This is a genomic window from Moritella sp. JT01, assembly GCF_001574435.1.
Lineage (GTDB): Bacteria > Pseudomonadota > Gammaproteobacteria > Enterobacterales > Moritellaceae > Moritella.
In genome coordinates this window covers 30,244-45,631 of sequence record NZ_LOCN01000004.1, presented here as the reverse complement: position 1 = coordinate 45,631, position 15,388 = coordinate 30,244, and the positions used below count along the sequence as shown (strand labels likewise).

General features: G+C 41.8%; 14 protein-coding genes. 10 read left to right on the top strand and 4 right to left on the bottom strand.

What is annotated here, in order from left to right; genetic code table 11:
• Nucleotides 1-102: 102 nt before the first annotated feature.
• The 3 genes from AKG98_RS03755 to AKG98_RS03745 all read right to left on the bottom strand — a co-directional run bounded on the left by AKG98_RS03755 (nt 103) and on the right by AKG98_RS03745 (nt 3,736).
• Entirely contained in the window at nt 103-1,842 is a 1,740-nt protein-coding gene (locus tag AKG98_RS03755; protein WP_067041615.1) for a GNAT family N-acyltransferase, read from the bottom strand.
• 66 nt (nt 1,843-1,908) lie between these two features.
• On the bottom strand, nt 1,909-2,745 hold the full coding sequence (locus AKG98_RS03750) for an alpha/beta fold hydrolase (RefSeq protein ID WP_067041612.1): 837 nt from the start codon (nt 2,743-2,745) through the stop codon (nt 1,909-1,911).
• Complete coding sequence (locus AKG98_RS03745; protein WP_067041609.1) at nt 2,711-3,736, bottom strand: M14 family zinc carboxypeptidase; 1,026 nt, start codon at nt 3,734-3,736, stop codon at nt 2,711-2,713. The genes AKG98_RS03750 and AKG98_RS03745 overlap by 35 nt, the downstream gene beginning before the upstream one ends.
• Nucleotides 3,737-3,895: 159 nt before the next feature.
• On the opposite strand from AKG98_RS03745, the gene nhaA reads away from it, so the two are divergent.
• Entirely contained in the window at nt 3,896-5,113 is a 1,218-nt protein-coding gene (nhaA, locus tag AKG98_RS03740) for a Na+/H+ antiporter NhaA (RefSeq protein ID WP_067041606.1), read from the top strand.
• Between the two features lie 78 nt (nt 5,114-5,191).
• Here nhaA and rpsT read toward each other — a convergent pair whose 3' ends face one another.
• The gene (rpsT, locus tag AKG98_RS03735; RefSeq protein WP_067041603.1) at nt 5,192-5,452 is read right to left on the bottom strand and encodes a 30S ribosomal protein S20; all 261 of its coding nucleotides are present in this window, start codon (nt 5,450-5,452) and stop codon (nt 5,192-5,194) included.
• Between the two features lie 199 nt (nt 5,453-5,651).
• On the opposite strand from rpsT, the gene murJ reads away from it, so the two are divergent.
• From murJ to AKG98_RS03690, 9 genes are all read left to right on the top strand, one after another.
• On the top strand, nt 5,652-7,211 hold the full coding sequence (murJ, locus tag AKG98_RS03730) for a murein biosynthesis integral membrane protein MurJ (RefSeq protein ID WP_067041600.1): 1,560 nt from the start codon (nt 5,652-5,654) through the stop codon (nt 7,209-7,211).
• A gap of 73 nt (nt 7,212-7,284) precedes the next feature.
• The gene (gene ribF, locus AKG98_RS03725) at nt 7,285-8,217 is read left to right on the top strand and encodes a bifunctional riboflavin kinase/FAD synthetase (RefSeq protein WP_067041597.1); all 933 of its coding nucleotides are present in this window, start codon (nt 7,285-7,287) and stop codon (nt 8,215-8,217) included.
• Nucleotides 8,218-8,250: 33 nt separating this feature from the next.
• Nucleotides 8,251-11,070 carry an isoleucine--tRNA ligase gene (gene ileS, locus AKG98_RS03720; RefSeq protein WP_067041594.1) on the top strand — a complete coding sequence of 940 codons (2,820 nt, stop codon included), beginning with the start codon at nt 8,251-8,253 and terminating at the stop codon, nt 11,068-11,070.
• A gap of 310 nt (nt 11,071-11,380) precedes the next feature.
• Nucleotides 11,381-11,893 (top strand): signal peptidase II, encoded by a 513-nt coding sequence (gene lspA / locus AKG98_RS03715; RefSeq protein ID WP_067041591.1) that lies wholly within the window; start codon nt 11,381-11,383, stop codon nt 11,891-11,893.
• Nucleotides 11,883-12,329 (top strand): FKBP-type peptidyl-prolyl cis-trans isomerase, encoded by a 447-nt coding sequence (gene fkpB, locus AKG98_RS03710; RefSeq protein WP_067041588.1) that lies wholly within the window; start codon nt 11,883-11,885, stop codon nt 12,327-12,329. Before lspA ends, fkpB begins: the two co-directional genes overlap by 11 nt.
• Nucleotides 12,330-12,341: 12 nt before the next feature.
• Nucleotides 12,342-13,286, top strand: coding sequence for a 4-hydroxy-3-methylbut-2-enyl diphosphate reductase (ispH, locus tag AKG98_RS03705; RefSeq protein ID WP_067041585.1), 945 nt, complete (start codon nt 12,342-12,344; stop codon nt 13,284-13,286).
• Between the two features lie 250 nt (nt 13,287-13,536).
• Nucleotides 13,537-13,992, top strand: a complete 456-nt coding sequence (locus AKG98_RS03700; protein ID WP_083543876.1) for a prepilin-type N-terminal cleavage/methylation domain-containing protein — start codon at nt 13,537-13,539, stop codon at nt 13,990-13,992.
• On the top strand, nt 13,989-14,954 hold the full coding sequence (locus tag AKG98_RS03695; RefSeq protein WP_067041577.1) for a PilW family protein: 966 nt from the start codon (nt 13,989-13,991) through the stop codon (nt 14,952-14,954). Before AKG98_RS03700 ends, AKG98_RS03695 begins: the two co-directional genes overlap by 4 nt.
• On the top strand, nt 14,951-15,382 hold the full coding sequence (locus tag AKG98_RS03690; protein ID WP_067041574.1) for a hypothetical protein: 432 nt from the start codon (nt 14,951-14,953) through the stop codon (nt 15,380-15,382). Before AKG98_RS03695 ends, AKG98_RS03690 begins: the two co-directional genes overlap by 4 nt.
• The last annotated feature ends 6 nt before the right edge of the window (nt 15,383-15,388 follow it).

The window sequence follows — 15,388 nt, the reverse complement described above, 5'->3', positions numbered from 1 at the left end:
CTTTACATAGATTAGCAGGGGTTACAAATCGGATTTATCAGAGACAAGCTATTATCGCTGACTTGATATCAGCGATAACGAGGATATTGTAGATAAGCGGTATTAGTTGTGTTCGAGTTGCAGCGCTTGTGCATTAAAACGTTTTTTGTTTTTATCTGTGAATTGGGTGAGGTCTAATACGATCAAACCATCAATACAATGATTAAAACTGGGATCAATATTGAAATCAAAAATCTGTACACCACCCGGTTTACACAATTTGGTATATTGCTTAAAGAGTGTCGGTACACTAAACCCCATGTGGTTGAGCTGTGCTTTTAGGATTGACATGCCTTCTTCGGCATCGACATCAGCAAATAAATCCGTTAAACGTGAATTTGCGTCTTCTGATAATCGGAATGGCATAGTGGCACTCGCGACATTGGTATTGTTACCGTAGAAATGTTGATAATAATAAACCAATAGCTCTTTTGCTGGTTGTGAGTAACTGTTACTAATGCTCACGGTGCCAAACAGGTAGCGACAACCACTGTGTTGAATGATGTATTCCATGATCCCTTGCCATAGGTATTCAAGGCTGCGGGTTCCCCAGTATTTGGGCTGAATAAAGCTACGGCCAAGCTCAATGCCGGCTGCCAAATAAGGCGTCATTGCGGCATGGTAATCAAATAACGTGGCACTGTAGAGCTGCTGCTTTACGTTGATGCTATCAATTTTATTTGTTTCTAATAAGCGATAGGCGCCGATTAACTCCAGTTCTTTATCATCCCACAATAGAATGTGGACATAAGAATTATCGTAGATATCTACATCTCGACGCTCGCCAGTGCCTTCACCCACTAATCGAAATGACTCTTCTCTTAATCTGCCGATTTCGCGCATGATGGTGGAGTTTGCTTGATGGCGGTAGCAGTAGATTTGCTTCCCATCACGGCTTTCGCTGATCTTCTGGCAGGCGTGTATTTCACTGCGTAATAATGCTTTATTTTCTGGGTGAGCAATGGCTGATTGCGTATTGAAAATCGACGGTTTGTCTTTGGTTAAGCGGTATAAATGTTTACGAAACAATGCTGTTTTGGTATTGATAGGCAAATCTAGCGACTGGTAAGTTTGATAATTAATCTGCTCGCCAATACGGATTGAGACGCAGTTGTGAGCGTGTTTAAACATTTCACGGATCAACCACAAGGTCGAAATCGGTTTTGATAACATGGACAAGCTATAAAAAAACAATGAATTTTTAGCATTGATATAAATAGGGATGATAGGGGCTTGGACGCTGCTCGCAATACGCAAAAAACCATTACGCCATTTACCGTCTTTTACACCCTGTGGGCTAATGCGTGAGACTTCACCAGCCGGAAACATAATAATCACACCTTCATCCTTGAGATGTGTTTGTATTGCTTGTAAACGGTCGCTAGCGGTCCCCCCATTCATGTTATCTACCGGTAATAAATAATCTCTCACAGGCTTGATGATCATAAGCATGTCATTGGCCACGACCTTTACGTCTGGACGGACTTTACTGACCATTTTAAGCAGTGCCATGCCATCTAGTGTGCCGATTGGATGGTTGGCGATGATCACTGCTTTACCTGTTGCCGGAATTCGTTCTATTTCGTTAGGGCGAACTGAGTAACTAAAGCTGAAGTGCTCAAATACTTGTTCGATAAACTCGATACCTGTGAGGTGTGCATAGGTTTCACCAAATTGGCGTAATTCACGTTCATGAAAGAGTAGTCTAAGTGTGGCAAGCATAGGTTTGGCAATGAGACGGATACTTTTTTTCTGGAAAAAGTCCGGATAACGCTGGTTTATTTCCGCTTCTATGTTAAGCATAATCTTCATCCTTTAGATTATTGTTGCTTGTTATCATAGAAGCTTGCTGTGACATTTTTAGTGGTTTTATATGGCAATTGAGTGACTGATCAGGACTGGATGTGTGATCCAGCGCAATATTTTATCGCAGATCCATTTACTGTCATCTAAAGGTAAGTCGTGACCTGCTGTGGGGTGATAGTCGATTGGACAGTGCCATTGTGCGGCGATGGCACTACTACAACGAACATCAACTAATTGATCATGTTGACTCGCGAGTAATAGAATATTGTCAATGGGTGCCTGCGGAGGGGGGCTAAAACGGCTTGCAGCATATAGCTGGCGCAAGGCGTTTTGACGGCTGACGGGTTGCAGCTCTGCATAACGACACCAACGTTGAGACAATGCGTGATTATTGTGTTGAGTATGGCTGGTCATATTTAAAATAAGTTTTTCTTGCTGTAAAGGTGTACTGGATAATATGCGGATAAGGGTGGTGAGTTTGCTGATTTTTAAACGCTGATAAATAGGACTGAATTGTTTAAAACTGGTATTAATAAAAACCATGTGTTCAATTTCGTTTGGAAAGCACTTTGCCCATTCAGTGCAGATCATACCGCCCATAGAAATACCTAACAACCGGATAGGATAGGATACATCGGGATTTTTCTGCCTAAATTGTTGTCTAAGTTGTAGCGTTATGTCCGTGATGGAGACGGGTGTTACGCGTTGCCATTCAGTGCCTGTACCTGGTATGTCACAACATAACACCTGACTGTTAAGCTGCTGCGCTAATTTGATGGGAAAGTCTTCCCAATGTTGCTGCTGTCGACATAAACCTCGTATTAATAGCCAAGTTGGTGAGGTATTATGCGGTCTTGATGAAGCACTATTCTGTATACCAGAGTGAGGTTGCGTCGGCATGATTACGTTCCTTGTTTAGTTGCGGTAACCAGTGTGCATAAGACCCAGTTACTTTGATCAAAAATTCCATGAGTACATGATGTTGGCGTAATACGCGTTTAATACGGTGAGGCTGGATCGGATGGAAAATACCACTGGATTTGAACACTTGCAGCGGGTTCTTTTTAATCCAGGTCCAGGAACCCATTTCTAATGTTAGCGGCAGAAAGGTGGTATTTAGTTCCAGTGATTGGTCGTATAAATAATCCCACAAATCACCATGGGTCATATAGTTTCGCGCTTGTGGTTCGAACACGTAGTCTTGGTGTGGGTAGGTTTCGATAAGCATTTTACGTAGCTTAAATATTTCGGCTAGATGCGGAATAGGCTGTTTTGATTTAGCATAAGGAAACCAAATTTGATTATCAAAACCAAAACCAGAATGACAATCTAACGCAATGCTAAAAGGGGCTGTCAATAATTGTTGGCGAATATGCTCTACCAATACTCGGGATTCAGGTTGCATTGCTTTGCCCTTTTTACCGCGATACCAAGGCAGTATATTACTCATGCGTTGCCCACCCACTAGCCAGGGTACATTGCCAACAGCATCTACTGGCGCGTTACGCATTAAATCCACACCATTACCATTGGCACGACTATTTTTTAGCATTCCTATAGGGTTCATGAGTGGCAGGAATAGCAGTTTTACGTGACTGAGTTCTTGATGCAGTGATTGATCCCACTTTAATCGCCGAATTAGGCTCTCAAACAACGCCAAGATAACTTGTGTGCCAATACGTTCTACACCATGGATACCACCAATAAATGCGATCACAGGCACATTGGGGTCTTGTGAGCCCATACTGATTGAATACAAGGGGTAGCTGGATTTTTTATAAGACACATGCGCCAAAATCTGACTGTGTAAGTGTTTACCGCCTAACTCGATTAACTTCTCCAGTTGCATTAATTCGGGTAATGACTGCTGCTGTTGGGATTTTAAGGACATTAATAATTACCTAAATGAGTTAAATATAAAGATTAATGTCTACCAATATAGCTAAATTAACAAATTTAAAGGTTAAATCTTTGTGAACTTTCTATACTAGATCTATGTGGTTGATTATTCATTGAATACAAATCCCCGATAATAAGCAAGGAGGCTCATTTGTATAAATCCTTAACGCAATTCCTTCGTACTGAATCCTCAGGCGGTGTATTACTTATCATTGCGGCTATATTGGCGATGCTTGTTGCTAATTCCCCCTTTTCCGATTTGTATTTGGGGTTTTTACATACCGAGATCCAAGTTCGCGTCGCCGATATTGATATCAATAAATCATTCAGTCATTGGATCAACGATGGCCTTATGGCGGTATTCTTTTTACTTATTGGTTTAGAGGTAAAGCAAGAGCTTGTTGAAGGTGCGCTAGCGAGTCGTAAAAAATCTCTTTTTCCAATTATCGCTGCGGCTGGCGGTATGCTAGCGCCCGCATTAGTCTATTTAAGTTTTAATGCCGCGAATCCAGAAGCAATCAAGGGCTGGGCAATCCCTGCCGCCACCGATATCGCCTTTGCATTAGGGGTGTTGTCGTTATTGGGTAAACGCGTGCCTGTTAATTTGAAAATTTTCTTATTGGCGCTGGCTATCATGGATGATCTCGGCGTGATCATTATTATTGCCTTGTTTTATACCGTGGATATGTCGGTATTATCACTGAGTTTAGCGTGCGCGTGTATAAGCATATTGTGGCTAATGCACCGTTACAACATCATGAGCTTAACGCCTTACCTTATTGTTGGGGCGTTATTGTGGGTGGCAGTACTTAAATCAGGCGTACATGCAACTTTGGCCGGCGTGGTGATCGGTTTTGCTATTCCTATGTATCGTAAAGATGATAAAAATGATGTTGAAAACCCGCATTCTCCAGCGAAAACGTTGGCACGTTGGCTACATCCTTGGACGAAGTATTATATTTTACCCTTGTTTGCATTTGCGAATGCGGGGGTGCCGTTAACCAATATTCAGTTTAGTGATATGACGTCTGCATTGCCAATAGGCGTTGCATTAGGGCTACTGATTGGTAAGCCTTTGGGCATTTTCAGTATTAGTTGGTTAGCGGTTAAGTTGAAAATTGCGATATTACCCGAGGGGATTAACTTTAAACAAATTTTTGCGGTATCGGTGTTGTGCGGTATTGGTTTTACGATGTCGATGTTTATTACGTCATTAGCATTCACGGATCCCGTGATGGCGGATCTGGCGCGTTTGGGGATATTAATAGGCTCTACATTGGCTGCGGTGCTGGGTTATTATTTACTCGCCTGTGCGACAACAACAAAAGATAAGGTGGAAGTTGATGGGGAATTAGTGGATAAAGGCTGAATTAAGTTGAAATCATATTTTTTAGATATAAAAAAACCAGCCGAAGCTGGTTTTTTCATTATCGTATTCAAGCAATAATTAAAGTGCTTTGATCTTAGCAGAAATACGGCTCTTAATACGAGCAGCTTTGTTTGCATGGATCAGGCCTTTACAAGCCATACGATCAAGAATCGGTTGTGCAGTAATAAATGCAGCAGTCGCTTCTTCTTTGTTACCAGCAGCAATAGCTACGATAATTTTCTTAGTTAGTGTACGCATCATAGAACGACGTGAAGTGTTGTGCTTACGGCGTTTTTCAGATTGGATTGCGCGTTTTTTAGCAGACTTGATATTAGCCAAGGTCCTACTCCTAAATGTCTAAAGACGTTAATTTTATAAAGGCGAGGAATATGCCTTGCCTAACGAAATTTGTCAATATTTTTGTGTAAATAACAGGCAAAATATTGGCAACTAACTGCAATGACAGTTAAGATGTGGGACATATTTTAGCAGCAAATGCCCCCCACGAACAGGGCTTGATTGACATAAAAGGTATTTCTTGAGTAATAAATTAATAAAATCTGGCCTTATCGTCAGTTCAATGACCATGATCTCGCGTATTTTAGGTTTAGTTCGAGATGTTATTGTCGCAAATTTAATGGGGGCGGGTGCAGCCGCGGATGTTTTCTTTTTTGCCAACAAAATCCCCAACTTTTTACGCCGTCTTTTCGCTGAAGGTGCATTTGCACAGGCTTTTGTGCCCGTTCTGACCGAATATCAACAGACTGGCGATAAACAAAAGGTACGGGACCTCATTGCATCTGTGTCGGGTACCTTAGGTGTTTTGGTGACAATTGTTACCTTGTTTGGGGTAATCGGTTCGCCATTAATTACAATTCTCTTTGGTGCTGGTTGGTTTGTTGATTGGCTTAATGATGGTCCCGACGCACACAAGTTTGAACTTGCTTCATTTATGCTGAAAATTACTTTTCCTTATTTGTGGTTTATTACTTTTACCGCATTATCTGGTGCAATTTTAAACACCTTGGGTAAATTTGCTGTTGCGGCCTTCACGCCAGTGTTTTTAAATATCGCTATTATCGGTGCGGCATTGTTCATCGCACCTCATTTAGCACAGCCAGAAATAGGGCTCGCTATCGGGGTATTTATTGGCGGTGCAATTCAGTTCTTATTCCAAATTCCGTTTTTAGCGAAACAAAAAATGCTCGTTAAACCACGCTGGGGATGGCGAGATCCTGGCGTGACTAAAATTCGAAAACTAATGATACCGGCAATGTTTGGTGTATCAGTGAGCCAGATTAACTTATTGTTTGATACGTTTATTGCCAGTTTCTTAATGACAGGGTCTATTAGTTGGTTGTATTACTCAGACCGTTTATTAGAATTTCCACTTGGTTTGTTCGGTATTGCGATCGCGACCGTTATTTTACCTGCCCTTTCTCGTACTCATTCAGCCCGCTCTGATAATCAATTTAAAGAAACCATGGATTGGGGGGTAAGAGTGGTTCTATTACTGGGCACGCCAGCGATGATGGGCATGATAGTACTTGCCAGCCCAATGCTTAAAGTATTGTTTATGCGTGGTGAATTTGGCGCTGATGACGTTTCGATGGCCTCGATGAGCTTGATGGCTTATGGCTCAGGTTTACTCAGTTTTATGCTGATTAAGGTATTGGCGCCAGGTTATTATGCGCGTCAAGATACCCGTACGCCGGTTAAGTTTGGCATCATCGCCATGATCAGTAATATGGGCTTTAACATCATTTTAGCGATTCCATTTGGTTATGTTGGTTTAGCGCTGGCGACGGCGGGGTCTGCGACATTGAATGCAGGCTTGCTCTATTGGGGATTGCACAAGGAAGGTGTGTACAAGATTAATAGGGATACCGGTATTGTCGTGGTGAAGTTATTTGTCTCTGCAGGTTTGATGGCAGGCTTAGTACAATACGCTAAACCAGACATGTCGCAATGGTACGAGTGGGGTTTATTAGACAGCAGTTTATGCTTGTTAGGCTTACTTGGATTAGCTGTAATAAGCTATTTTATGGCTTTATTGGTGTTTGGTTTACGCCCGCGACATTTTAAAATTATCGACTGAGTACAAATTGTTGCTGACCCTGTGCGTTGACTAAGTTATAATTTATCATTTTAGTGGAATAGTTGGCAAAGACATGGAGCTGATTCGAGGCATTCACAATTTGAAGCCACATCATCAAGGGTGTGTTTTAACTATCGGTAACTTTGATGGCGTTCATCTTGGGCACCAATCGGTATTACGACAGTTAATCGAAAAAGCGCACCAATTGAATTTGCCTGCGACGGTAATGACATTTGAGCCGCAGCCACTAGAGATGATCATTGGCGACAAAGCACCGGCGCGATTAACACGGTTACGTGATAAATATGCAGCGTTAAAAGATCAAAATATTGATCAACTTTTATGTGTTAATTTTAATCGCAAGTTTGCGGCATTGTCTGCGGATGAATTTATTAGCCAGTTGTTGGTGAATAAATTAGGTGTTAAATATTTAGTCGTTGGTGATGATTTCCGTTTTGGCCATAAACGTACGGGTGACTTTGCTATGTTGCAAGCTGCTGGTGCTAAGTATGACTTTGATGTGGTGAGCATGGATACCTTTAGCGTTGCTCAAGCACGCGTGAGTAGTACCATGATCCGCGACGCGTTAGCACAAGACAACCTTGATTTAGCTGCCGAACTATTAGGCCGACCATTCAGTATTTTTGGTAAGGTATTTCACGGTGCTAAATTAGGGCGTACTATCGGTTTTCCGACCGCTAATATCCCATTAAAGCGCTGCGTAGATCCCATAAATGGCGTCTATGTAGTTGAAGTGTTAGGTATCAGTGATGATGCGATACAGGGCGTTGCAAACATTGGCAAACGTCCTACAGTTGGCGGCGTACGTACCCAACTAGAAGTGAATTTATTTAATTTTGATGGTGACCTTTACGGCAAACAGCTTGAGGTTGTCCTGAAGAAGAAATTACGCGGCGAACAGAAATTTGCATCTTTTGATGTACTTCGCCAGCAAATAGAACGAGATGTCATTGCAGCCAAAACCTTTTTTGGCCTGTCAGTTTAATTTTTAATAATACCAATAACGGAATTAGGATACATGAGCGAATATAAAAAAACGCTGAACCTGCCAAAAACTGGCTTCGCAATGCGCGCTAACTTAGCGAACCGCGAACCAAATATGTTGAAGCAGTGGACGACTGATGATTTATACGGAAAAATCCGTGCCGCTAAGAAAGGTAAAAAAACCTTTATTTTGCACGATGGTCCTCCTTATGCGAATGGCAGTATTCACATTGGTCACTCAGTTAATAAGATCCTGAAAGACGTTATTATTAAAGCCAAAGGTTTGTCTGGATTTGACGCACCTTATATCCCAGGTTGGGATTGTCACGGTCTGCCTATCGAATTGATGGTAGAAAAGAAAGTGGGTAAACCAGGTCGTAAAGTAACGGCTGCACAGTTCCGCGAAGAATGTCGTAAATATGCGACTAAACAAGTTAACGGTCAACGTCAAGACTTTATCCGTCTTGGTGTATTAGGCGATTGGCAGAATCCGTACCTGACAATGGATTTCAACACTGAAGCAAACATTATTCGTGCTTTAAGTAAAATCGTTGCCAACGGTCATTTACAAAAAGGTTCTAAGCCTGTTCATTGGTGTACAGACTGTGGTTCTGCATTAGCAGAAGCTGAAGTTGAATACGAAGATAAAAAATCACCGGCTATCTATGTACGTTTCACTGCGCAAGATCAAGCCGCAGTGAAAGCTGTATTTGGTAGTGATGTTGAAGGTTTAGTGTCAACTGTTATCTGGACGACAACACCTTGGACATTACCTGCTAACCGTGCAGTTGCATTAGCTGAAAGAGTTGAATACTCATTAGTTAACATGGTAACAGAGACGGGTTCACAACAGCTAATTTTAGCAAGTGATCTAGTCGAGTCTTGCATGGCCGTATTCGCGCCTGAAAGCTTTACGACTCTTGGTACTTGTACTGGTGCTGCACTAGAAAATTTACGCTTTAACCACCCGTTCTATGATTTTGACGTTCCAGCAATTTTAGCTGATCACGTAACGACGGAAGCGGGTACCGGTGTTGTTCACACTGCACCTGGTCACGGTCAAGAAGATTACGTGGCTGGTCTACGCTATAACCTAGAAATTGCAAACCCTGTTGGTAACAACGGTGTTTATCTTGAAGATACGCCTTTATTTGCTGGTCAACATGTATTTAAAGCAAATGATAATGTGATTGAAGTACTTACCGAAAAAGGTGCGTTACTAAATCACCAAGTAATAAAACACAGCTATCCACATTGCTGGCGCCATAAAACGCCAATCATTTTCCGTGCGACACCACAATGGTTTATCAGCATGGAACTAAATGGTCTGCGTAATGCGGCAATGGGCGAAATTAAAAATGTGCAATGGGTACCTTCTTGGGGTAAAGAACGTATCGAAAGCATGGTAACTAACCGCCCTGACTGGTGTATTTCTCGTCAACGTACGTGGGGTGTACCAATTTCTTTATTCGTGCATAACGAAACACAAGAACCGCATCCTCGTTCAGCTGAGCTAATGGAAGATGTTGCTCAGTTAGTTGAACAGAAAGGCATCCAAGCGTGGTGGGATCTTGATCCTGCAGACCTACTGGGTGATGAGGCTGTCAACTATACCAAAGCACCGGATACAGTCGATGTATGGTTCGATTCGGGTTCAACACACTTCTCTGTTGTTGATGCACGTAAAGAATATGCGGGCGCAGAGATCGATCTTTATCTTGAAGGGTCTGATCAACATCGTGGTTGGTTCCAATCATCATTGATGATCTCGACGGCTATTCACGGTAAAGCACCTTACAAAGAAGTATTAACACACGGTTTCGTGGTTGATGCGAAAGGCCGTAAGATGTCTAAATCTATCGGTAACGTAATGGCGCCACAAGACGTAATGAATCGTCTTGGTGGTGATGTTCTACGCTGGTGGGTAGCAAGTACTGATTACACTGGTGAAATGACAGTATCTGATGAGATCTTAGATCGCAGTGCAGATGCTTACCGTCGCATTCGTAATACGGCGCGTTTCTTACTGTCTAATCTAGAAGGTTTCAATCCAGTAACTGATATTGTTGCAGCAGAAGATATGGTGGCACTGGATCGTTGGGCTGTGGGTCGTGCACACGCACTACAAACTGAAATCCTAGCGGATTATGAAAGCTATCAAATGCAGAGTGTGACGCAAAAGCTAATGACATTCTGTTCAATGGAATTAGGTAGTTTCTACTTAGATATCATTAAAGATCGCCAGTACACTGCAAAATCAGATGGTATTGCACGTCGTAGCTGTCAAACTGCGATGTTCCATATCTTAGAAGCGATGGTTCGTTGGACTGCGCCTATCCTAAGTTTCACATCGTTTGAAATTTGGAATGCAATGCCAGGTGAACGTGCTGAGTATGTATTCACTGAAGAATGGTACACTGGTCTAGCACCACTTGCAGACGATGCTGAGCTGAATAACGCTTACTGGAGCAAGTTACAAGCTGTTCGTAGTGAAGTGAACAAAACTGTTGAACTAGCACGTAACAATGCGGTTGTGGGTGGTTCATTGCAAGCTGATGTTACCTTGCATGCAACGGCAGAATTAGCGGCTGATCTGGATAAATTAGGTGATGAACTTCGTTTCGTACTGCTGACTTCAAACACGACAGTGGTTGCGGTAACAGAAGCGCCTGCAGGCGTTGAAGCAAGCGCGATTGACGGTTTATGGATTAGCGTTGCTAAGAGTGATGCTGAGAAGTGTGAGCGTTGCTGGCACCATAACGAAACTGTTGGTCAATCAGAAGCACATCCAACAATTTGTAATCGTTGTGAAGACAACATCGAAGGTGAAGGCGAGAAACGTCAATTTGCTTAATCACTAGTGTGTTCATCACACCGAGCGAGTAAAGAAGGGTAATAACCATTAAGTTGTTATTATCGTTCACATAGAATGCCTACTGTATACTGGTTAGCTTAATCAGTATAAACACAGTAGGCATTTTTTATGGATAAATGCTTAACCCGTGTCATGAAAATGATATGATTGTTAATAATCTATTCCAATATGCTGGATTGATACCAATAACAATGCAGTGTTTATACCCAAGCTACTGATATAGCATCTTGAAGTAACTTGAGTATATATGACATTTATCGTCATCACGTTGACGTATCAGAGGATAATAATGACCGTAGGCACACATAAGAGAACTGGATTAATTTGGCTGTGGTTAGCCGTTGTCGTATTTTTTATTGATTTGGGTACCAAGACTTTTGTGGTGAGCCATTTTCAATTAGGTGAATCGGTAAATGTGTTACCTGTGTTTAATTTTACCTATGCACGTAACTATGGTGCGGCATTTAGTATGTTTGCAGATGCAGGCGGTTGGCAGCGTTGGTTCTTTGGCGTAATTGCAGTATCGGTTTCTGGTCTGTTGATTTATTGGTTAAAGAAACAACCGGCTCAGCAGTATTGGAGCAATATTGCTTACGCACTTATTTTAGGTGGTGCGTTAGGTAATTTATATGATCGTATTATTCATGGTTATGTAATTGATTTTTTACATGTGTATTGGGATACAAGCCATTTCCCTATTTTCAATTTAGCAGATACTTGGATCTGTATTGGTGCCGCGATGTTAATCTTGGAAGCCATTATGGAAAGTAAAAATGACAAGGAATCATCAAATGACAGTTAACGTAGCAACAATTGGTAATGATAGCCAAGTACTAATGCATTTTACTATTACCTTAGCAGATGGTTCTGTTGCAGATAGCACGGAGTTACAAGGTAAACCTGCTAAGTTAGTGATTGGTGATGGCAGCTTAACGCCAAACTTTGAGCGTTGCTTATTAGGGCTAACTATTGGTGATAAGAACAAGTTTGAACTGCAACCTGAAGATGCATTCGGACAACCTAATCCAGATAATATTTACTACTTAGATCGTGCTAAGTTTACCGAAGTGAAAGCGGAAGTTGGTTTGATTGTTGGTTTTACTCAGCCAGACGGTGCTGAATTACCGGGCATGATCCGTGACGTGATTGGTGACTCGGTAACTGTCGATTTTAATCATCCGTTGGCGGGACAAGTCGTGACGTTTGAAGTTGAAATTTTAGAAATTAATGCAGAATAAATAAGGTTTATGATGGAAATTTTACTCGCTAATCCTCGAGGCTTTTGTGCTGGTGTAGACCGTGCTATTAGCATTGTTGAACGTGCACTTGAGCTGTTTGAAACCCCTGTTTATGTACGTCACGAAGTTGTACATAACCGCTACGTGGTGGACGGCTTAAAAGAGAACGGTGCTATTTTTGTCGAAGAACTTGATGAAGTGCCTGACGGCCGTGTGGTTATTTTTAGTGCGCATGGTGTCTCTAAAGCGGTGCAAGCTGAAGCGAAGCGTCGAGATCTAAAAGTATTTGATGCAACGTGCCCGCTAGTGACTAAAGTACACATGGAAGTAACACGTGCGAGTCGCCGTGGTATTGAATGTGTATTGATTGGTCATAAGGGCCACCCAGAAGTTGAAGGTACTATGGGTCAGTATGATAATGCTGATGGTGGTATGTATCTGGTTGAGTCGATTGCTGATGTTGCGACATTAATAGTAAAAGATGTGACGAATCTTACTTTCAGCTCACAGACGACATTATCAGTTGATGATTGCTCTGGCATCATTGACGCATTGCGAGAACGTTTCCCAGAGATCAAGGGACCACGTAAAGATGATATTTGTTATGCAACGCAGAACCGTCAGGATGCGGTATCTAAACTAGCAGGCATGGTTGATATTATGTTTGTGGTTGGTTCGAAGAACTCATCGAACTCGAACCGCTTACGTGAAAAGTCTGAAAACCTTGGTGTACCATCTTACCTGATTGATAATGCCGGTGATATTGAACCTGCATTACTGGAAGGTAAGTTAAAAGTCGGTGTTACTGCAGGGGCATCTGCACCTAAGATCTTAATCGATCAAGTCGTTGAAAAGTTAAAAGAACATGGCGGTAAACTGGTGACCGAAGTTGAAGGTCGTCTAGAAAATACGATATTTGAAGTACCTGCTGAATTACGTATTAAGCAAGTAAATTAACTCGCGCGATTGATATGCTCGTTTAGTCATCGACTCGACGAGCTTTGTTCACTCATACACTCTTCCTAACTAACCTCTTAATATCTCGCCTTATACTCTGTAATTTTATGTTAATTACCCTCTTGGTTTGCTACCGCATTGAATAATCAATTTAATTAACGTTATGTTTCACAGAATGAAAATGCATTGTGTTTACATAAAATGAACATTTGTGTAACATGTGTGTACAAGTTATTTAAGTGAGTTAAATATGCGATCTAGAAAGGAATCTGGATTCAGTCTCATTGAAGTGATGATCACATCATTCATCCTTGCCGTTGGCCTGTTGGGCATAGTGGCATTGCAAGGGATTGCGAAGAAATCATTAGCAAATACAGACAAGCAAATAGAAGCTTCATATCTTGCGCGCACTGCGTTGCAAGAATTGCGGGCGAATACCGCTTGGCTTAACGCGACCTCAAATTCGTCACCTACCCAAGACTTCATCATCACTGGTATTCTCGCTAATGCAGTTAGCTCTGCTTCAAATAGCAATATTAGTTTATGTCGTAATGTTACTGACACTTACACTGTCAGTGTTGCTGCTAGTTGGCTGATACAGGACGCTACAGCTAGTGCGGCTGCTAGCAGTGGGGTTAATTGCGGCGTAGGAGTCGAAAATCGTCGACAAGTAATGCTAACTAGCTTCATCAAGGGGGCTATATGACAGTGAAGCAAGCGGGCTTTAATTTAGTTGAACTGATGATTGCGCTGGTAATTGGTTTGGTGCTTATGGTGTCCATCACAACGATGTTTGTGGATACTAAAGTCTCGGCCAACCGTTCTTCAACCGTTTCCAATTTACAGCAACAGGCGCAATTAGCCTTGCAAATATTAGTCGAAGATGTACGAGCTATCGGTAGTTTTGCTGAATTTTCTGGTGGTGGACTTACTGATATCCAAGTGCCTAATAATATTGCAGCTGGTGATTGTAGTGTGGTGCCCGTCGGTGGTCCCGCGGCTGATGATAACTTACATTTTCCAGATAAAGCCAATTGGATCGTGAGGACGCCGATTGATGGAATCACTAATGTTACCGTCGCTAATTGTTTTGAGAATGATGATGGTTATGCTCTTGCAGCAAACAGTGACGTATTGTCGATAGCACGTATTCGTGGAGTGATTACCCCTAATCCTCAAGCTAATCGTTATTATGTTGCGATTTCACCTATGCAAGCGCAGTTATTTACAGGTGTAACCCCGAATATAGCTAACGCCGAAATATACCCTTACTTACATCACACCTATTTTGTCCAAGATCATGATACCAATAGCCCCCGATTAAGCCGTTTTAGCTTTATCGATGGTGATTTTATTAATGATTTGGTTGTTAGCAATATAGAACAAATCCGGATTGATTTTGGTGTCGATACGACTGACGATGGTCGCGCTAATGATTATTACGAGAGCAATAATGTCACTACTGATATGTGGAGTAAGAGTCAGATTGTATCTGCGCGTATTTATGTATTAGCACGTGCTAAAAATAAAGATTTAACATTAAATAATAACGAGACGTTTAACGAGAAATTTAAACCTTTTGACCCTCCGAATAATGATAATTATCGTCGTTTTTTATTATCAACAACGGTTATCGTTAAAAACAATATGATGGCGGTGACACAATGAGAAACCAGCGAGGCGTTACCTTATTTATTGTGATTATTATATTGGTTGTCATTACTTCATTGGCTGCTGCTGTGATAACCCAAACGCGGTTAGGACAAAATTCGATTGGCTTAACGCAAGAAAAGTTAGCTAATGAGCAAGCGCTATTAGGCAGCTTTAGTGAAGTGATGAGTAACCCTAATTTAATTAACGATATTATGGCGTGGGGAGAGGGTACTAGTTCCGCTTTAAGTACGAGTGGTCCTTCGCATGTGACTCTAGAGCCGCGCGGAGAAGGGCATTGTAAGCGAAGTGTAAAAGCTTCGAGTGTAAATTTAATTAGCTGCCGATTTGTGAAAATGGATTTTACACAAGACGATGGCCCTCGAGTTAAAAGTCTGGCAATGACCGCTGGTGTAGAACAGCCATTTTTGGCAGCGAAAAATTAATAGGGA